This window comes from Acidovorax delafieldii 2AN, from assembly GCF_000175235.1.
GTDB lineage: Bacteria > Pseudomonadota > Gammaproteobacteria > Burkholderiales > Burkholderiaceae_C > Acidovorax > Acidovorax delafieldii_B.
In genome coordinates this window covers 1-20352 of the sequence record NZ_ACQT01000055.1, presented here as the reverse complement: position 1 = coordinate 20352, position 20352 = coordinate 1, and the positions used below count along the sequence as shown (strand labels likewise).

Sequence of the window (20352 nt, the reverse complement as noted above, 5' to 3'; positions counted from 1 at the left end):
AAGCACGCTGTGGCAGCCGCTTTGGGCATCGCGGCAAAAGCAAAGGCAAGCGCTGGCAGCGCGATTGTGCTGACGCATCGCAACGATTACGGCGACCTGATCTGCATCCGCGCCGCGATGGTCGGCCAGGACGGGATCAAGCCTGATGTTTGGTACGAGCTGAACGCGAATGGCGAGTTTGTTGAAAGCGAGGTGTGACATGAGCCAGCTTCAAGCAGATTTCGCGCGCATCTTTGCGACTAACCCAGCAGCACCTCCGCCGATAACGCCCGAGGCTTTGGAAGCACTGCGAGTCCGGGCCGACCTGGAGTTCCAGCAGCACCGCGAGGCCAGCCGCGTGCACCGCGCACTGCAGGACCAGCAGCAGCACAACGCGCAAATGGGGGTGCAATCGTGATCGACCCCATAAACGCCCCGCACTTCCAGAGCATCCGCTCTGCAGCCTACGCAGCATCCAAGGCAGCCCAGGCTGAGACCAAGCGCCGCAATGAAGAAGCAACCCGCGTGGCCGCACTCAGGGCAGAGGCTGCCGCCATTGGCGCGGAGCTGGACCCGGAATCCATCGAACAAGGAGAACTCCATGTCTGATTCGTACCAAGCAATCTTTGATGCAGTGCGCAGCCGCATCAGCGGCGGAGACGTCAGCGCAGCAATGGAGAGCGTACTGCGCCAGTGCTTTGGGATGGCACACCACCTCATGCAATGCGTCGCTCAGGAATACGAGAGCGCTGCCCATGAGCAACAGCGCCCATGTGTGCTCTTCAAACCAGCCCTGTACATCGACGGGGACCAATGGTGCGCACTCTACGGCGCAGACCTCCAAATGGGTGTGGCCGGTTTTGGTGACACGCCCGCACTGGCCATGCAGGACTTCGACACGCGTTGGAACTCGCCTCTCCACGCGGCAGGTGCGCCGATATGAACTACGCCTGCACCCTGATCGCTGTCGTGATCGGCCTTGGCATGGCCGCAGTCGCAGCGCATGAATCCGACCCAGCCGCCGAGCCCACCGAGCTGCAGCAGGCCCAACACTCCCGAGACTTCGCCGCGCGCGAGGTTTGCCAAGGGCAGGCATTCGAGTGGACCGATGACAAGACGCTGGTTTGCTTCAAGGAACAGCCGTGATCCAACTCGCCCTTGCCTTCTTCGGCCTGACAGCGCTCTACATGGCCACGGGCCATAACGCTCGTGCACGGCGCTGGGCGCCCATCGTGGGCCTCTGCGGACAGCCGTTCTGGCTTGTTTTCGCGGTGCAGTCATCGGCCTGGGGCCTGCTGACCCTGTCGCTGGCCTACAGCGCGGTCTATATGCGCGGCGTGTGGGTGCAGTGGAGGCCCACATGAAAACAGCCCTCGCCTTCGCCGCCTGGCTCCTGACCACATCCGCAGCCCTGGCTCTGTATCTGGCTTGGGTGCATCAACCTTTTCTGTGAGAGACAAATGAACGCAGTAACTACCACCGAGAACACCGCCCTGGCCCAGCGCGGCATGGGCTTCGACCTGAGCCCGCAGACATTTGAGCAGGCCATGAAGTTCAGCCACATGTTGGCCGACTCTGACCTGGTCCCCAAAGACTTCCGGGGAAAGCCCGGCAACTGCCTCATTGCCATGCAATGGGGTTCGGAGCTGGGATTGAAGCCGCTGCAGGCCCTGTCCAACATCGCTGTGGTCAACGGACGCGCAGCGCTGTGGGGTGATGCAGTCATCGCACTCGTGCGTAGCAGCCCGCTTTGCGAGTACGTGCAGGAGTCCGACGACGGCCACACGGCAACATGCCGCGCCAAGCGCAAGGGCCAACCCGAGCAGGTGGTGACATTCAGCATGGACGACGCCAAGCAGGCCGGGTTGGCGGGCAAGCAAGGTCCGTGGGCTCAATACCCAAAGCGCATGCGCCAGATGCGCGCCCGCGCCTTCGCCCTGCGCGATGTGTTCCCCGATGTGCTGCGCGGCATGCCGGTGGCCGAGGAAGTGCAGGACATGCCGCCCGAGCGTCACATGGGCGAAGTGGAGCGCGTGGAGCCTACCGGCCCCAAGCCCGCCTACACCCCCGAGCAGTTCGCCCAGCTGCTGCCAAGTTGGCGCGTGGCCATCGCCGCAGGCAAGGCCACGGCAGACAGCGTGATCGGAAAGATCAAGACCAAGGGGACCATTTCTCCGGAGCAGGAGGCCGCCATTCGCGCGCCAGCCGAGCAGCCAGCACCCACGTCCGCGCAGCAAGCCGAACCCGTCACCGATGTGCAGCCCAAGGGCGAGCCGCAGGTGATGCTCGAAAAGACCGTGGGCGACCAGCTGCACGCCGCCACAACGCTGGGCGCGCTGTATGAGGCCGCCGACCTGATTGGGGAAGTGGCCGACCCCGAAGCCCGCGCCCGATTGACGCAGTTCTTTGAAGAACGCCAGTTCGCGCTGGAAGCAAATTAACGCTATCTTTTTTATAGCTACTAGCGCTTATTTAACAAGCGCTGGCCGCCGATTTAATAAGGATTTTCCATGTACCAAGTCCTCACCGACGCCCCCCAAGGCTCGCCCTCATGGCACGCAGCACGGGCCAAACACCTGTGCGCAAGCGAAGCCGCCGCAGCCTTGGGCCTGTCCAAGTACACCACCCGCGACGAACTGCTGCGCCAGAAGGCCACGGGCCTGACCGAAGAAGTCAGCCCCGCAAAGCAGCGCCTGTTTGACGCCGGGCACCAGGCTGAGGCGCTGGCCCGCCCCATTGCCGAAGGCATCGCAGGCACCGAGTTTTTCCCCGTTGTGGCCACACGCGAAGTCGAGGGCATGCCCCTGCTGGCCAGCTTCGACGGCATCGACCTGCTGGACGAGGTGATCTGGGAGCACAAGCTGCTCAACGATTCGCTGGTGCAGCAGGTGCAGGCGGGCGACCTGGAGCCGCACTACTACCTGCAGCTGGAGCACCAGCTTCTGGTCAGCGGCGCCACGCGCGCCCTGTTCACCACCAGCGACGGCACGCCCGAGGGCACGCACCCGCTGTGGTACGAGTCCAAGCCCGAGCGCCGCGCCCAGCTGATCGCAGGCTGGAAGCAGTTTGCGGCGGATCTGGCCGCCTGGGTGCCGTCCGAGGCCAAGCCCGCGCCAGTGGTGGGCAAGACCCCCGACAACCTGCCCGCCCTGCTGATTCAGGTCACAGGCGCCGTCACCGCCAGCAACCTGCCCGAGTACAAGGCCCACGCGCTGGAGGTGTTCAAGGGAATCAACCGCACACTGGCCACCGACCAGGACTTTGCGACCGCAGAGAGCACGGTGAAGTGGTGCGCCGATGTGGAAAGCCGCCTGGCTGCCGCGAAAGAGCACGCCCTGAGCCAGACAGCCACCATCGACGAGCTTTTCCGCACCATCGACGACATCAGCGCCGAAGCCCGCCGCACGCGGCTGGAACTGGACAAACTGGTGAAGGCGCGCAAGGAAGAAATCCGGGGCGAGATTGTGGCCGGTGGTGTCGCCGCGCTGCGCGAGCACATCGCCAACCTGAACACCCGCCTGGGCAAGCCCTACATGCCGCCGGTGCCCGCCGATTTTGCCGGGGTCATCAAGGGCAAGCGCATGGTGGACAGCCTGCGCGGCGCGGTGAACGACGAGCTGGCCCGCGCCAAGATCGCGGCCAGCGAAATCGCTGACCGTATCCAGATCAACCTGGGCACGCTGCGCGAGCTGGCTGGCGCGCACGCCTTCTTGTTCGCGGATACGGCCACCATCGTGCTCAAGCAGCCCGACGACCTGGCCATGCTGGTGAAGGCGCGCATTGCAGAACACCAGGCGGCCGAGCAGGCCCGGCTGGACGCCGAGCGCGAGCGCATCCGGCAGGAGGAAGCGGCGAAGCTGCAGCGCGAGGCGCGCGAAGCCGAGGCGCGAGCCGAGCGCGAACGCCAGGAGGTCATGCGCCAGCAGGTACTGCAGGCCGAACGTGATGCGCAGGCAGGCATTGCAGAGGCGCGCGCCGCCGAAGTTCTGCCCGCCCCGCTGCTGGACGATCTGGCTAGTTTGGCCGCCGACTTCAAAAACGATGTTGTGGCTGGCATTGATGCCGACCAAGCGATCAGCGCAGCACAGCGCGCAGCCGCTGCCACCGTGGTGGTCCCAATGCGCGCTGCACCAGCGGAGCGCACCGGCACGCCGACGCTCAAGTTGGGCCAGATCGGCGAGCGGCTGGGCTTCGCCTTGACCGCCGACTTTCTCAAGGGCCTGGGCTTTGAGCCGGCCGCCATGGATCGCGCCAGCAAGCTGTACCACGAAGCCGACTTCCCCCTGATCCTGGCCGCCCTGGTGCGGCATATCGAGCAGGTGCAGGCGAAGGCCGCGGCATAACCATGGTGACGCCACGCATTAGCCTGGTGGCCTATGCCGACCGAACCCCCGGCTTCATCTTTGTGGCCGTGCCCGACGAGCGGGGGCGCTACGTGCGCACCGACCGCAGCGTTGCATTCGCAGCGTGCACGCACTGCGGCGCCACGGTGGGCGAGCCATGCCGGAACAAGAACGGTGATGGCTATGGCGGCGGAACGCATGTCCGAAGACGGGAGGCCGCGAGGAAGTTCTGGGGCCAGCCTGCTGACGATGTGCTGCACAAGCCTGTGATGCCACCGCCCGTGCCCGACGAGTGGATGGAGGCTACGGCCTAAACCCATCACAAACCGCGTGCACGAACCCCCTTCGCACACGTCTTTCCCACACCCAGCCCGCACCAGCGGGCTTTTTTATGCCATGACCAAAGCAAAGAACCCCATCCAGTACCTAGACCCCTCCACCCTGCGAATCGTGGACGAGCCCTACAAAGACGGTCGCGCATCGCCGGTGTCCAAGTACGAACCCATCTTCTCAGCGCTAAAGCCAGGCCAGCGCATCGTTTGCCCGGCAGGCTCTGCAGCCAGGCTGTCCGCCCAGCTCCGCAACTGGCTGGAAAAGAAGGGCCACAAGAATGTGGTGGTCCGCGCCCGCGAGCGCTGCGACGATGGCCTGGGCGGAGCGTGGTGGATACAGGAAGCCGCAAAGCCCAAGACGGTCTGGCGCGGCCTGGAGAAGAAAGCAGCATGAGCACGCTACTCGACTACCTCAAACCCCGCGTGAAAGAGGATGCCGATTGCTGGGTCTGGCAGCTTGGATTGACCAGCAATGGCACTCCCACCATGCACCCCACCGGGCACAAACAGACTTCCGTGCGGAGATGGATGGCGCAGCAGATGGGGAAAGCCATACCTGCAAACAACGTCGCCACCAACACTTGCGGAAATCCTCAGTGCGTTGCACCTGATCACCTGCTGATTGCATCGCGCAGCAAGCTGGGGAAGCTGACAGATGCACGCACGGGGTTTACTCGCACCCCTCAGCGCAGGAAAAAGATTTCCGACAGCAAGCGCGCAACGGCCAAGCTCAATCCCGAAGCGGTGCGCGCCATTCGCGCAGCGAAAAGCTCAGTGAAAGTCGCGCAGGAATACGGCATTGCCAAAGCCACTGCGATTCGCATCCGAGCTTATGAAAGCTGGCGAGACTACAGCAGCCCATTCGCTGCGTTGATGGGGTAGGCCCATGACCGAACCCAGCGAACCCACCCTAAAGCAGTGGAAGCGCCGAGCCCTGCAAGCCGAGCAGCAAGTGGAGTTCCTGCAGGGCGTGCGGGCGCGTGAAGCCGACAAGGAAATGCGCCAGTTCCGCGAGCTGGCTGCATTGCGGGTTGCGCTCAAAGAGGCGCAGGAAATCATTCAATGGGCATTGGAGCAACAGACATGACAGACAGAACACAACCCGAGGCGCTGCAGCTTGCCGAGATTCTTGAGGGCGATCTATGTGAATTCCCCCTTCAAGAAGCCGCCGCAGAACTGCGCCGACAGCACGCCCGCATCGCAGAGCTGGAAGCCCAGCTCGAAGCCATAGGCGCAGGCGGGGTGAATGGCCCGCTGATGGGCCAGCCCCAGGCCATGCCCGACCTGTCAGCACTGACAGAGCGCGGGGCGAAGGCATGGGCGGGGGTTGATGCGCAGGGGCTGCGGGAGGTCTTCACCGCTGCAAACATGGCAACCGCAGCAGCACAGGGGTTCAGGGATGGCGTGGCATCCGTCGCAGCAAGTGCGGAGAGTGAGCCGGTTGGAGAGGTGGAGTATTCTTTGCGCTTTACTGGCGGGTTTCACGTCCGACTGTATCGCGGCGCCACCATGCCTGATCCAGGCACCAAGCTCTACACCAACCCATCTTCCCCAGAGGGAATGGTGATGGTGCCGAAGGATGCTTTGAGCAAATGCAAAGTGGCCCTGGAGCGCTATTCACAGGTTCCGCCCAACTATCACAACTCCGTATTGCGCCTGCGGGATTCAATGCGGGAATTGCTCCTCGCAGCCTGGTCCGATGCCCCAACCACCACATCTGCGGATAGCAGAAAGGGGGAGTGATAGTGATCCACTACCACGGCCTGCCCATCACCCCAGAAACGGCGGCGGCAGTAGTCCTGCAAGGCGGGCATGGTTTCGTGTCCTTCGCCGAACCTCGAAACCTTGGGTTGGCCGCTGCAGTCTGCCAATCATTCGCAGTGGACAACGGCGCATTCACCGCCTGGAAGCAAGGGCGCCCAGTACAGGACTGGCGCCCGTTCTACGAGTGGGCGGGCGAGGCCAAGCTGATCCCTGCCTGTGACTTTGCCGTTGTCCCGGATGTGATCGACGGCGACGAAGCTGCGAACGATGCACTTCTTGCATAGTGGCCGCTGCCCCGCTGGTTTGGAGCACCGGTGTGGCACATGCACGAAAGCCTGGACCGGCTGGAGCGGCTGGCGTCGGCGTGGCCGCGCGTTTGCATCGGCAGCTCGGGAAAGTTCGCCAGCATCGGCACCGCAGCATGGTGGGGGCAGATGGCCCGCGCGATGCGTGTTGTGTGTGACGACGATGGGCGCCCTATGTGCAAGCTGCACGGCCTGCGGATGCTGGACCCGGCGATCTTTACTGCACTGCCGTTTGCCAGTGCCGACAGCACCAACATTGGCCGCAATGTCGGAATCGACCAAGCATGGCGCGGCACCTACACACCGCCCACGAAAGAAGCCCGCGCCCAAGTTATGCGCGCACGCATTGAGTCTCAAAACGCGCCCGCCCGGTGGTCTTTTGCCATCCCGGATGAGGCACCAGCCATCCAGGGGAGTTTGCTTTGAACATCTACCGCTACACCTTCGCAGCCGCGTGCCCAGGCAACGGCGAGCAAATCATCTACAGCCTTGAACTGCGTCACCCGGACATGGTGCGCGTGGAGCACATCAAGACGGCCTGCGCGCTCCACCGCGAGGGCTTTCAGGAGGCTATCGCGGTGGACCTTCACCAGCGATTCGGCGGGGTGCTGACCCTGCGCGCAATTCACCACGGCGTGGAAATCGAAACAGTTCTTGGAATGGACCCATCATGACAAACCAACAAGGGGCGCCAGAAGCGCTGCGCCCAATCCAGCGCTACAAGATCGGCTACCACTCCGACGAATGGGGTGTGCGCTCCAGCACGCCGGGTGGAATCTCTGATCCGTCAGGGCAGTGGGTTCTCTACAAAGACCACATTGCCGCCCTGGTAGAGGAACAGCAGCCCGCCCCATCGGCTGCGGCAGCAGTGGTAGCAGTCAAAGCGATGGGCTACGGTGGCAGCACCGGGATCAACGACTACCTGATGAGCGACGGCACCGTGCAAGCGATGCGCCCCTCAGAGGTCAAGTGGGCACCCCAGCCCTCCCCCACGCCCCAGGCAGACAGCGCCCCGGTGGCTGCGCCAGCCGCCCAGCAAGCGGGGGAGGTGCCACTTCCACTGCTCGTGCGGGACATCGCCTCCGACCTAGGGACTACACCGATTCAGGTGTGCGTAGCACTGGCGTCGCTGGGCTTCGGTGGTCACAGCGTAAATATGGCCGTCACACCACAGATGGCTCGGAGCCTGCGCGCGCACTTTGCACCACCCACGCCCCAGGCAGACCCACTGCAGCCCGTTGTGAGCTTGCAAGAACAGGAGGGGATGTACGAGGACGACTTCGCGCCCCAGGCAGACAGCCAGCCAGCGCAAGTTGAGGTGGCTGATGCCATGGCCGACAGCCAATACCTCGCCGGTGTTTCCGCTGGCTGGAATGCAGCAAATGCAGACGACCCCAACGCGGCGCTGCAAAAGCTCCACGAATCACGCGCTGGATACCTCAAGCCACTCCGCGCAGCCCGTGCCTCGGCAGACAGCCAGCCAGCGCCAGTGCGGGGGATTGAAGACTGCCCCGAGCTGAATATGTCCAACTATGGCGAGCTGGAGGTGGGCAGGCTCAATGACTGGGCGATCCGCGCATCTGCTGAAATTGATCGCCTGAGCGCAGCCCGTGCCCCGGCAGACAGCGTGACGGCACCAGCGGCATTCCAGCGGGCTCTAGACATTCGCACCGCACAAGGATGGAAGCTCGGCGGGGACAAGGTGCCCGTGCTGTACACCGACACGATCAACGGCAAACAGGTTTGCCGCGATGACATTTGGCTTTGCACCACGGCGGCTTTTTCCACCCCACCCGCCCAGGCGGCAGACAGCGTGCGGGAGGATGCGGCGCGGTGGCGAGAGCACGTCGGAAAGTTGGATGCCCTTGTGGCGTACTGTCCAACGTGCTGCCAAGGATTTGTCGCAAAACAAGATATGACGCGAGACGAGGTGCTGTTTGCCTGCGGAAAGGCCGTTGGTCAATCCGGCGCGAAGAGGCTGCGCGAAGCTCTTGATTTGGCGGTGGGCCACATTGACATGGATGCCCTGCGCATCAGTCATTGCAAGGATGCTGCCGCCATCGACGCAGCCCGCAAGCAAGGAGGCACGGCATGAGCGCTAAAGGAAAAACGCGGTGGTTCCCGCGCCACGTTCACCCAGTGCGCAACGGCCAATACGAGTGCCTTGTGATGCTCACCAGCAGCGCGCCTAACTTCCTGTGGACGCTGGAGTGGGACGGGACAGGATTTCTGGTTCCGTGTCCGATGGTCGTTAAACACTGGCGCGGTCTCACAAAAGCAGCCGCCCGCAAGCAAGGAGCAAACCATGACTGAGCCGACAGACATTGAATTGAGGTCATGGGTGCAGTCGTTTATTGAAGCCGATGATGGGGTCCGCACAAACGACGAGAGGGATCACATGAATTTCGCCCGCGCCGCATTGGAAAAGTGGGGCCAGCCAGCAGAGGCGGGAGAGCCTGAAGGCTGGATTACTTGGTGGCCTACCGCTCCAGGTGTGCATAAGCCGGTTTACTCGCACGGGCCGAATAAGCCAAGTCATGGGCCAGCGCTGGATTCGAGGTTGCGCAAGTACCCAGTGTTCACCCCGCAGCCCACCCAGGCGCAGGCCGGGGCGGTGCCGCTGACAGTCTCACAAATTCGCAAATGGTGGGAGAGCGATAACGGTATGGAGGATTGCGATATGTGCAGGCTCACAGATTTTCTGCGCGTAGTCCGGGCGGTTGAAGAAAGGCACGGCATCAAAGGAGGCCAGCATGGCGCTGAGTGACCAAATCGAAGAGCTGGCAAAGAAGCACGGCGCCACCAGCTACCGCAACCGCGCTGACACGCAGCACCCGGCCTACGGGTTTACACCTGCACAACTGGTGAACCTGCTGGCCGAATTTACCGCCGAAATCAGCAAGCAGGACGAAGCGCTCATACGGCAGATGCTGGAGGCGCTGGAGCTTGCCAGAAGGCTGGTGCTTGTCGGTAGTGCATCCACTCATGACGAAATAGATGCCATGTTTACAGCAGCGTCAGCAGCCCGTGCGAGATTGGAGAAAATCGATGGCCTCAAGACGTAGCCGTACGCGCCGCGACAAGCGCAAGCCCTGGCAGGACCAGGACGACAACACCGAAGCCGCCCACGCCAGTACAGGAGGCCCGCATGGTTGACAACATCCGCCAGTTCCCAGGCGCCGAGGTGCCAGATCAGACACTTTCAGTCGAACGCCGCCCTTTCGGTTTCTGCAGCCACGAGAAGATCAGCCTTGATGAGCACAGCCGCACGGTCAAGTGCGCCGCGTGCGGAAAGGTGTTCGACCCGTTCAACTTCCTGCGCGATGAAGTCCACCGCCTGCAGGACGCCTGGGAGCGCCATCGCCAGGTGCGCTCCAGCCTGAGCGAGCACATCGACCGGGTTGAGGCCTTGAAGAAGGAAGAGGCGCGGCTGAAAGGCCGCATCAAGACCGCCAAGGCGAAAGCTGAGCCAGCCATCGACGTGAGGAATCGGTCACTGTGACCGCCCACTGCCTGACAGGCGCACACAAACAACACAGCCCCGCTTTTGAGCGGGGTTTTTCATTCTGGAGCCATAAATGAACGCCATCTACATCGAGGTCAGCGCAGCCGTGCGCTATTGGGAAGACGCAACCGTGAATGGGCAGGAAGACACGGACGGCAAATTGATTCCCATGAAACAGGGCTGCTACTGGGTTCCGGTCATCAGGCTTGCAGATGGCCAGATCATGAACTGGCCCAGTGGCACCACTGCGGACGTGCACTACAAGGTGTGCGACCAGGGTGAGTATTGGCTTCGGGACGAAGTGAAGCGCATCGCCAAATGGGGAAGCTTCTATGTGCCCGACGAATTCCTGTGTCATGGAGACACCGGGTACGGCGACTACATCATCTTCAAGGTCGGTGAGTCCGGGCTGATCCAAGGCTGGAATGTGCCAACGGTGGACCCCGATGAATGGGAGTAGCCCGCCCGACTGGCACGCCGCCGACAAGGCTTACCAGGCACACCACTCCAACTGCCTAACCTGCTGCGCTGCAGGCATCGCCCCAGGGGAAAGGGAGCGGTGCCCAGCAGGGGCAGAGCTTTGGGCCACATACCAGCAGGCGGGAGATCCGCCGCACTTCACCTGGCTGCGCCGGGAAAGGAAACGCAATGAAAACCTGCGGCCAATGCGGTCAAACAAAGGACGATGAGTTCTTCTCTTACCTCAAGCCTTGTTTGTCGCTGCACCACAAATGCAACTCCTGCCTTCGTGGCGAAAACGCGGAGCGAAACAGGCTCTACCGAGAGCGAAATCGTGAGGCGATCAATGCCCGACTGCGCGAGAAGCGTCAGAGTGGTGCAGGAAGGTATTGAATGAAGACCATCCACATCAGCTACGGCGGCCCAGACCGCCGAATCAAGGACGCCACGGGCAAGGTCTGGCGCTTTGAAATGCACCCCTACTGCGGGCCAGCCGTGCAGGACGCGCGCGGCGAACTGGCCGAGAAGCAGCCCGGGGAGCGCTCGCCCTTCTGGAAGGCCATCAATCTCTGGGCCCGACAGGGCGCCGTCATCGGGCCCGATGGCCTGTGCACATGGAAGCCAGAACCTGAACCCTCGCTTGTCCACCTGGGCGGGCGGAACTATGCAATCGCCGGGTATGGCCTGGCCGAAAAGTACGGGAGAACCACACCATGAGCACCTTCCTGAACGCCAAGGAGCTAGCAGAACTCACTGGCGTGCGCATCGGCAAGGACGGCAAGACGCGCGAGCAGCTGCAGGCGGCCGAACTCAAGCGCATGAAAATCCCGCACTTCGTGAACGCCCGCGGCTGTCCGGTGGTAGCCCGGGCGATTATTGAAGGTGGGACCCAACAACCCACACCACAACACAAAGGCTGGGAACCGGCCTTTGCCTGACCATGCAATATTTCCGCTCACGAACCCACCGTTCCGGCACCACGTATTACTACTTCGACAAGGGGGGAAAGCCGCGCAAGGAGATCGCCCTAGGGAAGGACTACGTTATGGCCGTACGCAAGTGGTCTGAGCTGATCGCCGCCGAGGAAAAGAAGGCCGTGGCCAACTTCAGGGATCTGGCTGATAAGTACGAGCGCGAGGTGGTCCCGCTCAAGGCCAAAAGCACCCAGACCCTGCAGGCGTCGGACATCAAACTCCTGCGTGAATTCTTCTGTACGCCATCCCCGGCGCCGCTGGACGAGATAAAGCCCAGCCACATCCACGCCTTGCTGCAGTGGAAGAAGCACCAGGCGCCCACAGCAAACCGGCTAAAGCGGACCTTCTCCCATATGTTCAACATGGCCCGGGCCTGGGGCTACACGGAGAAAGCGAACCCTTGCGCCGGGATCAAGGGTCTTCCGGTCAAGAAGCGCGAGCAGTACATCACCGACGAGGTGTACCGTGCGGTGTGGAACGTCGCGGCGTGGCCGCTTAGGGATGCGATGGATCTGGCCTACCTCACAGGCCAGCGGCCGGCCGACACCGTTGGTATGACAGATGACGACATCGAAGATGGCCGCCTGAAAGTCACCCAGGGGAAGACCGGAGCGAAGCTGCGTATTCGGATCGAGGGGGAGTTGGCTGTGTTGCTGGACCGCATCAAGGCCCGCAAGGACGCCTGCAAGATGTGGAGCGCTTCGCTGGTCGTGAACCAAGCTGGGGAATCGCTGTCGCAGAAGGCCCTTGGCGAGGTTTACAAGCGGGCACGGACGAAGGCCGCAAAGCTGAATCCGAAGCTTGCTGACCAGATCAAGACCATGCGCTTCTACGACCTGCGGGCGAAGGCGGCTGACGATGTTTCAGAGGTGCGCGGAGAAGCCGCCGCCGCGGAGCTGCTGGGACACGACAGCGTGACCACCACCCAGCGCCACTACCTGCGTAAAGGTCGGGTTGTTGGCCCGACCAAGTAGGCACAGCAGGTATGATCCGCCACCTGCATAAAGTGAATTTGCGTAGCAATACGCAATAAGTTAGTAAGCGCTATCGCCGAAAACGCTGCTGCCCGTAGCTCAACTGGATAGAGCAATAGCCTTCTAAGCTATAGGTCGGGGGTTCGAGTCCCTCCGGGCAGGCCAGTCCTGTGCATGCATGCCAATGCGACCATCTGCCATGGGGTCACACCGAGATATCGCCGTGGGACGAGGGCTGTTTTTCACGTCTCTGCCTCCGGCAACGGATAGGTTCCAACGCGGTAAAGCCCCCCTCCGCAGGCCTTGCCTCTTCGCCCACAACAGGTCACCTGTGCAGGCCGGTTGCATAGCATCTGCCGGCCTGCATTGACGTAGAGCGTTGTGCATCCGAAATGCACTACAAACCGGCCATGGTGCGCGCCATAGATCACACCGGGCGCCCGAGGCGGCACCTGTGATCGTCTTTGTCGTCCGCCCCTGCCGAGGTCGCGCTGAAGCCGAGCAAGAACCGCACTCCTTCGCCAGCGCAGCAAACAGGCCACGAACGCCTCACCATGGACACACCGATGTTTTCGATGGAGGCGCCTCAGAATGCCCCATTGATCGCTCTGCGCAGACCGGCTGCAGGGGGCTGCGCTTGGGCCCGGTTTGCGCCAAGACAGAAAAACAGCAGGGATTTATTACGAATAATTCGCGTTTGCTTTATCATCAACTTATCCTAACCACAAGAGACTGATCCCATGTCGAAGAGCATCAAAGCCCTGTTCACAGCCTGCGCTCTGGCCGCCGCCGCTGGTGCCGCCCTGGCGCAGGAACAGGTGGTCAACCTGTATTCGGCGCGCCACTATTCCACCGATGAAGCCCTCTACACCGGCTTCACCAAGGCTACAGGCATCAAGATCAACCGCGTGGATGCGGACGACGCGGGCATTCTGGCGCGCCTCAAGGCCGAAGGCACAGCCTCGCCTGCGGACGTCATCCTGCTGGTGGATGGTGCCCGCCTGTACCGGGGAGAAATGGATGGATTGTTCCAGCCCATCCACTCCAAAGTGCTGGAAGACGCCATCCCCGCCAACCTGCGCAGCCTGCCAGCGGCGGACGGGGGAATCTCCTGGTTTGGCCTCTCCACGCGTGCGCGCTTGGTCGTGTTCAACAAGGTCAAGGTACAAAAGGCCGATGTGGACACCTATGAAGAGCTTGCGGATCCCAAGAACAAAGGCAAGCTGTGCATCCGTTCAGGCTCGCACCCTTACAACCTGAGCCTTTTTGGCGCAGTGACCGAACACCTGGGTGAACAGAAGGCCGAGGCCTGGCTCAAAGGCATGGTGGCGAACCTGGCACGCCCCCCAAGGGCGGTGACACCGATCAGATCAAGGCCGTGGCATCGGGCGAGTGCGAGATCGCCGTGACCAACAGCTACTATCTGGCGCGCCTCATGCGCTCCACCAAGCCGGAAGACGTGGCGGTGGTCAACAAGGTGGGCGTGGTGTTCCCCAACCAGCAATCGTGGGGTACGCATATGAACATCGCCGGCGGAGCCGTTGCCCGCCATGCCAAGAACCAGGCCAACGCCATCAAGTTTCTCGAATACCTGGCCAGCCCTGAAGCCCAGAACTACTTTGCGAACGGCAACAACGAGTGGCCGGCCGCCAAGGGCCTGAGCATCGACAACCCGGCGCTCAAGGCCATGACACAGGGACAGCCCTTCAAGAGCGAGACCATTCCCATCAGTGCAGTGGGTGCCAATATCACCAAGGTGCAGCAGATGTTGGACCGCGTAGGTTTTCAGTAATTTTTCCGAAATGCCAGGCTGCTGGCCTTCGCACGACGCCCGGCACTGCCGGGCTTTTTTTTGCGTCGGCGGCACCTGGAGCATGGGTCATAATTGACGTTTACGTTAACGTCACTCACTGGAGACACAACATGGAAATCAAAGGCAAGGTATTCATCGTGACCGGCGGCGCTTCGGGCCTGGGAGAAGGCACGGCGCGCATGCTGGCAGCCCAGGGTGGCAAGGTGGTCATTGCCGACATGCAGGCAGAAAAAGGCGAAGCTGTTGCCAAGGAAATCGGCGGCGTCTTCGTCAAGTGCGACGTCAGCAGCGAAGCCGATGGCCAGGCGGTGGTGGCACAGGCGACCGCCTTGGGCAAACTCATGGGCCTGGTGAACTGCGCCGGCATTGCCCCCGCCGAGAAGACGGTGGGCAAGAACGGCGCGCATGCGCTTTCGGTCTTCAGCAAGACCATCACGGTGAATCTGATCGGCTCGTTCAACATGATCCGCCTGGCCGCCGAGGCCATGTGCAAGAACGAACCCGAAGCGACGGGCGAGCGCGGCGTCATGATTTCGACGGCCAGCGTCGCAGCCTACGACGGCCAGATCGGCCAGGCGGCCTACAGCGCCTCGAAGGGGGGTGTGGTCGGCATGACGCTGCCCATCGCCCGCGATCTGGCGCGCAACGGCATCCGCAACATGACTATCGCACCCGGCATCTTCGGCACGCCCATGCTGTTCGGCATGCCTCAGGAGGTGCAGGATGCACTGGCCGCTGGCGTCCCCTTCCCGAGCCGTCTGGGCACCCCGCAAGACTACGCCAAGCTCGTGCGGCACATTTTCGAGAACGACATGCTCAACGGCGAGGTGATTCGCCTCGACGGTGCCATCCGCCTGGCACCCCGGTGACTGGCCCAGCATTGCTATTGCAACGGTAGCTGACAGCGCTCTTCCAGCGAGCGCTGCAGCCAGGAATCCCTCCAAAGCGGCAAAACGGCAAAGCGGCAAAGCGGGGAGCACTGCAAATGCCGGCATGCATGCAGTTCGCACGAGCCGGAAAATAAAAAAGCCACCCTTCGTTTCCGAAAGGTGGCTTTCACATCTGGCGGAGTGGACGGGACTCGAACCCGCGACCCCCGGCGTGACAGGCCGGTATTCTAACCAACTGAACTACCACTCCTGGCAGGCAGCTTTTCGCTTGCATTCTTTATACAAGCCAAGCGCTACAACTTGGCGACCCCACGGGGATTCGAACCCCGGTACTCACCGTGAAAGGGTGATGTCCTAGGCCTCTAGACGATGGGGTCAAAACCTTGGAACTAACCGTTAACAGACAATTTTGGTGGAGGTAAACGGGATCGAACCGATGACCTCTTGCATGCCATGCAAGCGCTCTCCCAGCTGAGCTATACCCCCACGATTCTCTGGTTCTCACCAAAGAAAAACCCTTGCATATCAAAGACCTGCAAGGGTTTTTGACTGGCGGAGTGGACGGGACTCGAACCCGCGACCCCCGGCGTGACAGGCCGGTATTCTAACCAACTGAACTACCACTCCTGGCAGGCAGCTTTTCGCTTGCATTCTTCATACAAGCCAAGTGCTACAACTTGGCGACCCCACGGGGATTCGAACCCCGGTACTCACCGTGAAAGGGTGATGTCCTAGGCCTCTAGACGATGGGGTCAAAACCTTGGAACTAACCGTTAACAGACAATTTTGGTGGAGGTAAACGGGATCGAACCGATGACCTCTTGCATGCCATGCAAGCGCTCTCCCAGCTGAGCTATACCCCCACTTTGATGGCATCGATCACTGTGAATCGTTGTCATCATCTGAGCCTTGAATTATAGACAGGTTTTTAGCGATTTCGCAAACGCGCTACAACTTTTTCGCGTCCGACCAATTCCAGCACCGCGTCCACCGATGGCGTGTGGGCCGAACCCACGGTCAGAACCCGCACAGGCATGGCCAATTGGGGCATCTTGAGCCCATGGGCCGCCAACACCTGCTTGAATGCGGCACTGATCGAAGCCTTGTCCCACGTGCAGCCAGCCAGTGCGTCGGCGAGTGCATCCACCGCAGGGGTGATCGCCTCGGTCACATGTTGCGCGCGCTCAGCCTCCAGAGGCGAAACCGCCCCGTAAAACACCAACGCCCAATCCGCCAAGGCCACGGTGGTGTCGCAGCGGTCTTTGAACAACGCGCAAATGCGGGCCAGCCGGCCATCGGCCAGATCGGCAGCAGCGATACCGCGCTTTTCGAGCTGGGGGGCCACCAGGGCCGCAAGGGCGTCGTCGGCCATGGCCTTGAGGTGCTGGGCATTCACCCAACGCAGCTTGGCTTCGTCGAACTGGGCGGCACTGCGGCCCAGGTGATCGAGGTTGAACCACTGCAGGAACTGCTCACGGCTGAAGATTTCGTCGTCGCCGTGGCTCCAGCCCAGGCGCGCCAGGTAGTTCACCATGGCGTCGGGCAGATAGCCTTCATCGCGGTACTGCGTCACGGGTTTGGCCCCGTTGCGCTTGCTCATTTTCTCGCCCTGCTCATTCAGCACGGTGGGCAGGTGGGCGTAGACAGGCGGCTCCTTGCCCAGGGCGCGGAAGATGTTGATCTGGCGCGGCGTGTTGTTCACGTGGTCATCGCCGCGGATCACATGGGTGATGGCCATATCGATGTCATCGACCACCACGCAGAAGTTGTAGGTGGGCGTGCCATCGGGGCGCGCAATCACCAGGTCGTCCAGCTCATCGTTGCGGATCTCGATGCGCCCCTTGACCTTGTCCTCCCACGCCACCACCCCACCCTGCGGGTTCTTGAAGCGCAGCACCGGCTGCACCCCTTCGGGCACGGCGGGGAGCGGCTTGCCGGCCTCGGGACGCCAGGTGCCGTCGTAGCGCGGCTTTTCCTTGGCGGCCATCTGCTTTTCGCGCAGGGCATCGAGTTCTGCCACGCTCATGTAGCAGGGGTAGACATGACCGGCCGCTTGCAGCTGGGCCAGCACTTCCTTATAGCGATCCATGCGCTGCATCTGGTAGAACGGGCCTTCATCGGGGTCCATGCCGAGCCAGTGCATGCCTTCGAGAATGACATCGACGGCTGCCTGGCTGGAGCGCTCCAGATCGGTGTCCTCAATGCGAAGAATGAAGTCGCCGCCCGTGGCACGTGCAAAGGCCCACGGGTACAGCGCGGAGCGGATGTTGCCCAGGTGAATGAAACCGGTGGGCGATGGCGCGAAGCGGGTCCGCACGCGCAAGGAAGAATTCTGTTCGGTCATGGCAGATAAGCCGGGCAACGGCGGCCCGGCAGGGTGGTTGGGGTCAGCAAATGCAGCGGCGGCACAGCAGCGCGCCGCCGCGGTCGTCGCCTTCAGGCTTCCTGCGCATTGGGCAGGGCGAGGCGGGAAGTGTCTTCCTCGCCCTCGTCCTGGCCCACGCGGCCTTCGTTCAGCCGTGCAATATCGTCCGCCGTGATGTCACCGGTGACATACACACCGTCAAAACACGAGGCATCAAACCCCGCAATGGCGGGATTCAGGGCGCCGATGGCGCGCTTCATGCCATCCACGTCCTGGTAGATCAGCGCGTCGCACCCAATGGCCTGGCGCACTTCCTCCACCGTGCGGCCATGGGCCACCAATTCGCTGCTGGTGGGCATGTCGATGCCATACACGTTGGGATAGCGCACCGGTGGAGCCGCGCTGGCAAGGTACACCTTGCGGGCGCCCGCATCGCGCGCCATCTGCACGATTTCGCGCGACGTCGTGCCACGCACGATGGAGTCGTCCACCAGCAGCACATTGCGGCCCTTGAATTCGCTGCCGATCACGTTGAGCTTCTGGCGCACGGACTTCTTGCGAACGCCCTGCCCCGGCATGATGAAGGTGCGGCCCACATAGCGGTTCTTGACGAAGCCTTCGCGGTACGGAATGCCCAACAGATGCGCCAACTGGGTGGCGCTGGGGCGGCTCGACTCGGGAATCGGGATGACCACGTCGATCTCGTTCGGCGGAACGGTAGACACCACCCGCTTGGCGAGCGTTTCCCCCAGGTTCAGCCGCGCCTGGTACACCGAAATCCCGTCCAGAACCGAGTCGGGACGCGCCAGATAGACGAATTCGAAAATACACGGGTTGAGTTGCGGGTTTTCCGCGCACTGGCTGGCGTGCACCTTGCCGTCAAGGGTGATGAAGATGGCTTCGCCCGGATCGATGTTGCGCTCGAAAACGTGCGAAGTGCCTTCCAGCGCCACCGATTCGCTGCCCACCATCACCGTGCCATCGGAGCTGCGCCCCATGGCCAGCGGACGGATTCCGTGGGGGTCGCGGAAGGCCAGCAGGCCATGGCCGGCAATCAGGGCGATCACGGCATACGAGCCCTTGATGCGCTTGTGCACCGCCCGCACGGCGGTGAAGACGTCCTCAGGCTGCAGCGGCACGCCGCGGGTGGCCCGCTCGAGCTCGTGGGCAAACACGTTGAGCAACACTTCAGAGTCACTCTCAGTGTTGGTATGCCGGTGGTCTGTCTGGAACAGCTCCGAGCGCAGGGCCCGTGCATTGGTCAGGTTGCCGTTGTGCACCAGCACAATGCCAAAAGGCGCATTCACATAGAACGGCTGCGCCTCTTCCTCGCTGTACGCATTGCCTGCCGTCGGATAACGCACCTGGCCCAACCCCACGTTGCCCGGCAAGGCCCGCATGTTGCGGGTACGGAAGACGTCGCGCACCATGCCCTTGGCCTTGTGCATGAAGAATTTGCGGCCTTGCTGGGTCACGATGCCCGCAGCATCCTGCCCGCGGTGCTGCAGCAGCAGCAAGGCGTCATAGATCAGCTGATTGACGGGCGCGGTACTGACGACGCCAACGATTCCACACATAGTTCGATTCCATCCATTTGCGGGAACAGCCCCGCGGCAATCTACGGACAGCGGCCTGGGGCCACCACCCGGTCATGAAGGCAGATGCCTTCCAAATTCTTCCGGCAAGGCGGGTTTCAAGGCCTGCAGCAATCCGCCCAGCACCGGTGCGCTGCGCGACTCCTGCCACCAGGCGGCCTCGTGCAAGGGCGTCAAACCCGCCACCACGGTCACGACCAGCAGCAAGACCACCCCCCGCAGCACGCCAAATACGGCCCCCAATGTTCTGTCGGCCGGACGCAAGCCCACGGCCTCCACCAGCTTCTTGGCCAGCCAGGCCAGAAAACCGCAGGCAAATACCGCCCCGACGAAAACCACGATGAAGCCCCCCGCATAGCGCAGGGCCCCGTCACTGTTCCCCAATGGCAGCACCGCCGCCATGTCGGATGCGAACCACTGGGCCACAAAAAATGACACCACCCAGCCTGCGACCGACAACACCTCGAAGACAAGGCCCCGCCAGGCGCCGATCAGCATCGAGGCCAGCAGGATCGCCGCAAAAATCCAGTCCAGCGAGGCCATGGTGTGTGCGTTGGGGCAGCCCGCCGGCCCTTACAGCGTCAATACCGAGGCGGTCAAACCCAGCCCCTTGATGCGGCTCGCCGCCTTGTCGGCTTCTGCGCGGCTGGCCAGAGGGCCGACGCGCACGCGCACACGCTTGCCGTCCTTGGTGTCCACCACCTGCGTATAGCTCTTGAGCCCCGCCCGTTCAAGCTTGGTACGGGCCTCTCGCGCCTTGTCGGCATCGGCAAACGCGCCCACCTGAACAATGAAACGACCGTCTTCGGCCCGCACAGCCGCGGCGGGCTCCACGGCGCGCCCTTCCAGCAAGGCGCGCGCCCGTGCAGCGTCGTCGGTTGCAGGGGGCTTGCGTTCGGGAGCGGGCTTGGGTTCCGGCTTGGGTTCCGTTTTGGGCTGGGGCTTGGGTTCGGGCGCTGCGGCGGGCTTCGGCTTCGCCTCGGCTTTTACCTCGGGCCGTGCCTCGGGTTTGGGCCGCACTTCGGCGGCCGGCCGGGTGACTGGCGCCACGGCT

29 protein-coding genes, 7 tRNA genes and 2 pseudogenes are annotated in these 20352 nt (G+C 62.5%); 28 read left to right on the top strand and 10 right to left on the bottom strand.

Translation table 11 applies throughout. The features are described from left to right. From ACDELDRAFT_RS09710 to ACDELDRAFT_RS09590, 28 genes and pseudogenes are all read left to right on the top strand, one after another. Positions 1-198, top strand: a pseudogene (locus ACDELDRAFT_RS09710) (DUF7666 domain-containing protein); the annotation flags it as partial. A gap of 1 nt (position 199) precedes the next feature. After that, positions 200-397, top strand: a complete 198-nt coding sequence (locus tag ACDELDRAFT_RS09705) for a hypothetical protein (protein ID WP_005796044.1) — start codon at positions 200-202, stop codon at positions 395-397. Continuing rightward, the gene (locus ACDELDRAFT_RS09700; protein ID WP_005796042.1) at positions 394-588 is read left to right on the top strand and encodes a hypothetical protein; all 195 of its coding nucleotides are present in this window, start codon (positions 394-396) and stop codon (positions 586-588) included. The genes ACDELDRAFT_RS09705 and ACDELDRAFT_RS09700 overlap by 4 nt, the downstream gene beginning before the upstream one ends. Beyond that, the gene (locus tag ACDELDRAFT_RS09695; protein WP_005796040.1) at positions 581-922 is read left to right on the top strand and encodes a hypothetical protein; all 342 of its coding nucleotides are present in this window, start codon (positions 581-583) and stop codon (positions 920-922) included. The genes ACDELDRAFT_RS09700 and ACDELDRAFT_RS09695 overlap by 8 nt, the downstream gene beginning before the upstream one ends. Beyond that, positions 919-1125, top strand: coding sequence for a hypothetical protein (locus tag ACDELDRAFT_RS09690; RefSeq protein WP_005796038.1), 207 nt, complete (start codon positions 919-921; stop codon positions 1123-1125). Before ACDELDRAFT_RS09695 ends, ACDELDRAFT_RS09690 begins: the two co-directional genes overlap by 4 nt. Beyond that, positions 1122-1343: a hypothetical protein gene (locus tag ACDELDRAFT_RS09685; protein WP_005796037.1), complete on the top strand. Its 222-nt coding sequence runs from the start codon at positions 1122-1124 to the stop codon at positions 1341-1343. The genes ACDELDRAFT_RS09690 and ACDELDRAFT_RS09685 overlap by 4 nt, the downstream gene beginning before the upstream one ends. Before the next feature lie 96 nt (positions 1344-1439). Next, positions 1440-2420 carry a recombinase RecT gene (locus ACDELDRAFT_RS09680; RefSeq protein WP_005796036.1) on the top strand — a complete coding sequence of 327 codons (981 nt, stop codon included), beginning with the start codon at positions 1440-1442 and terminating at the stop codon, positions 2418-2420. A gap of 69 nt (positions 2421-2489) precedes the next feature. Next, complete coding sequence (locus ACDELDRAFT_RS09675; RefSeq protein WP_005796035.1) at positions 2490-4322, top strand: YqaJ viral recombinase family protein; 1833 nt, start codon at positions 2490-2492, stop codon at positions 4320-4322. A gap of 2 nt (positions 4323-4324) precedes the next feature. Continuing rightward, the gene (locus tag ACDELDRAFT_RS09670; RefSeq protein WP_005796033.1) at positions 4325-4636 is read left to right on the top strand and encodes a zinc finger domain-containing protein; all 312 of its coding nucleotides are present in this window, start codon (positions 4325-4327) and stop codon (positions 4634-4636) included. Between the two features lie 82 nt (positions 4637-4718). After that, positions 4719-5048: a hypothetical protein gene (locus ACDELDRAFT_RS09665; RefSeq protein ID WP_005796031.1), complete on the top strand. Its 330-nt coding sequence runs from the start codon at positions 4719-4721 to the stop codon at positions 5046-5048. Beyond that, on the top strand, positions 5045-5536 hold the full coding sequence (locus ACDELDRAFT_RS23650) for a hypothetical protein (protein WP_005796029.1): 492 nt from the start codon (positions 5045-5047) through the stop codon (positions 5534-5536). Before ACDELDRAFT_RS09665 ends, ACDELDRAFT_RS23650 begins: the two co-directional genes overlap by 4 nt. 4 nt (positions 5537-5540) lie before the next feature. Beyond that, on the top strand, positions 5541-5741 hold the full coding sequence (locus tag ACDELDRAFT_RS09655) for a hypothetical protein (protein ID WP_005796027.1): 201 nt from the start codon (positions 5541-5543) through the stop codon (positions 5739-5741). Beyond that, a complete protein-coding gene (locus tag ACDELDRAFT_RS09650) occupies positions 5738-6397 on the top strand; it encodes a hypothetical protein (protein WP_040328673.1) in 660 nt (219 codons plus the stop codon). The genes ACDELDRAFT_RS09655 and ACDELDRAFT_RS09650 overlap by 4 nt, the downstream gene beginning before the upstream one ends. Before the next feature lie 2 nt (positions 6398-6399). Next, positions 6400-6702, top strand: coding sequence for a hypothetical protein (locus ACDELDRAFT_RS25655; protein ID WP_005796023.1), 303 nt, complete (start codon positions 6400-6402; stop codon positions 6700-6702). Between the two features lie 39 nt (positions 6703-6741). Next, positions 6742-7149, top strand: a complete 408-nt coding sequence (locus tag ACDELDRAFT_RS25650) for a hypothetical protein (RefSeq protein WP_005796022.1) — start codon at positions 6742-6744, stop codon at positions 7147-7149. Beyond that, a complete protein-coding gene (locus ACDELDRAFT_RS09640; protein WP_005796020.1) occupies positions 7146-7397 on the top strand; it encodes a hypothetical protein in 252 nt (83 codons plus the stop codon). Before ACDELDRAFT_RS25650 ends, ACDELDRAFT_RS09640 begins: the two co-directional genes overlap by 4 nt. Positions 7398-7987: 590 nt before the next feature. Then, a complete protein-coding gene (locus ACDELDRAFT_RS25045; RefSeq protein WP_157764915.1) occupies positions 7988-8818 on the top strand; it encodes a hypothetical protein in 831 nt (276 codons plus the stop codon). Further along, positions 8815-9036 carry a hypothetical protein gene (locus tag ACDELDRAFT_RS25040; RefSeq protein WP_005796016.1) on the top strand — a complete coding sequence of 74 codons (222 nt, stop codon included), beginning with the start codon at positions 8815-8817 and terminating at the stop codon, positions 9034-9036. The genes ACDELDRAFT_RS25045 and ACDELDRAFT_RS25040 overlap by 4 nt, the downstream gene beginning before the upstream one ends. Next, positions 9029-9490: a hypothetical protein gene (locus ACDELDRAFT_RS25035; RefSeq protein WP_005796014.1), complete on the top strand. Its 462-nt coding sequence runs from the start codon at positions 9029-9031 to the stop codon at positions 9488-9490. The genes ACDELDRAFT_RS25040 and ACDELDRAFT_RS25035 overlap by 8 nt, the downstream gene beginning before the upstream one ends. Then, positions 9477-9788: a hypothetical protein gene (locus tag ACDELDRAFT_RS09630; protein ID WP_005796012.1), complete on the top strand. Its 312-nt coding sequence runs from the start codon at positions 9477-9479 to the stop codon at positions 9786-9788. The genes ACDELDRAFT_RS25035 and ACDELDRAFT_RS09630 overlap by 14 nt, the downstream gene beginning before the upstream one ends. Before the next feature lie 83 nt (positions 9789-9871). Beyond that, positions 9872-10225 carry a hypothetical protein gene (locus ACDELDRAFT_RS09625; protein WP_005796008.1) on the top strand — a complete coding sequence of 118 codons (354 nt, stop codon included), beginning with the start codon at positions 9872-9874 and terminating at the stop codon, positions 10223-10225. 76 nt (positions 10226-10301) lie between these two features. Further along, a complete protein-coding gene (locus ACDELDRAFT_RS09620) occupies positions 10302-10688 on the top strand; it encodes a hypothetical protein (RefSeq protein WP_005796006.1) in 387 nt (128 codons plus the stop codon). A gap of 392 nt (positions 10689-11080) precedes the next feature. Next, positions 11081-11404, top strand: coding sequence for a hypothetical protein (locus ACDELDRAFT_RS09615; RefSeq protein ID WP_005796004.1), 324 nt, complete (start codon positions 11081-11083; stop codon positions 11402-11404). Then, positions 11401-11625, top strand: a complete 225-nt coding sequence (locus ACDELDRAFT_RS09610) for a DUF4224 domain-containing protein (RefSeq protein ID WP_005796002.1) — start codon at positions 11401-11403, stop codon at positions 11623-11625. The genes ACDELDRAFT_RS09615 and ACDELDRAFT_RS09610 overlap by 4 nt, the downstream gene beginning before the upstream one ends. 2 nt (positions 11626-11627) lie before the next feature. After that, positions 11628-12635 (top strand): tyrosine-type recombinase/integrase, encoded by a 1008-nt coding sequence (locus tag ACDELDRAFT_RS09605; RefSeq protein WP_005796000.1) that lies wholly within the window; start codon positions 11628-11630, stop codon positions 12633-12635. A gap of 88 nt (positions 12636-12723) precedes the next feature. Beyond that, a tRNA-Arg gene (locus ACDELDRAFT_RS09600) sits at positions 12724-12800 on the top strand. Between the two features lie 575 nt (positions 12801-13375). Next, positions 13376-14427, top strand: a pseudogene (locus ACDELDRAFT_RS09595) (extracellular solute-binding protein). A 131-nt stretch (positions 14428-14558) separates the two neighbouring features. Continuing rightward, positions 14559-15317, top strand: a complete 759-nt coding sequence (locus tag ACDELDRAFT_RS09590; protein ID WP_005795994.1) for a 3-hydroxyacyl-CoA dehydrogenase — start codon at positions 14559-14561, stop codon at positions 15315-15317. Between the two features lie 194 nt (positions 15318-15511). Here ACDELDRAFT_RS09590 and ACDELDRAFT_RS09585 read toward each other — a convergent pair. The 10 genes from ACDELDRAFT_RS09585 to ACDELDRAFT_RS09540 form a co-directional block, all read right to left on the bottom strand. Further along, positions 15512-15588: transfer RNA gene (locus ACDELDRAFT_RS09585), tRNA-Asp, on the bottom strand. 51 nt (positions 15589-15639) lie between these two features. Further along, positions 15640-15715: transfer RNA gene (locus tag ACDELDRAFT_RS09580), tRNA-Glu, on the bottom strand. Between the two features lie 33 nt (positions 15716-15748). Next, positions 15749-15824: transfer RNA gene (locus ACDELDRAFT_RS09575), tRNA-Ala, on the bottom strand. Positions 15825-15888: 64 nt separating this feature from the next. Beyond that, positions 15889-15965: transfer RNA gene (locus ACDELDRAFT_RS09570), tRNA-Asp, on the bottom strand. Between the two features lie 51 nt (positions 15966-16016). Next, a tRNA-Glu gene (locus tag ACDELDRAFT_RS09565) sits at positions 16017-16092 on the bottom strand. Positions 16093-16125: 33 nt separating this feature from the next. Next, a tRNA-Ala gene (locus ACDELDRAFT_RS09560) sits at positions 16126-16201 on the bottom strand. Between the two features lie 65 nt (positions 16202-16266). Further along, a complete protein-coding gene (gene gltX, locus ACDELDRAFT_RS09555) occupies positions 16267-17682 on the bottom strand; it encodes a glutamate--tRNA ligase (protein WP_005795993.1) in 1416 nt (471 codons plus the stop codon). Positions 17683-17774: 92 nt separating this feature from the next. Next, positions 17775-19280: an amidophosphoribosyltransferase gene (gene purF, locus ACDELDRAFT_RS09550; RefSeq protein WP_005795992.1), complete on the bottom strand. Its 1506-nt coding sequence runs from the start codon at positions 19278-19280 to the stop codon at positions 17775-17777. Between the two features lie 72 nt (positions 19281-19352). Continuing rightward, positions 19353-19841 (bottom strand): CvpA family protein, encoded by a 489-nt coding sequence (locus tag ACDELDRAFT_RS09545; RefSeq protein ID WP_005795990.1) that lies wholly within the window; start codon positions 19839-19841, stop codon positions 19353-19355. A gap of 30 nt (positions 19842-19871) precedes the next feature. Next, positions 19872-20352, bottom strand: a 481-nt coding sequence (locus ACDELDRAFT_RS09540; RefSeq protein WP_005795988.1) for an SPOR domain-containing protein, incomplete at its 5' end; no start/stop codon positions are given.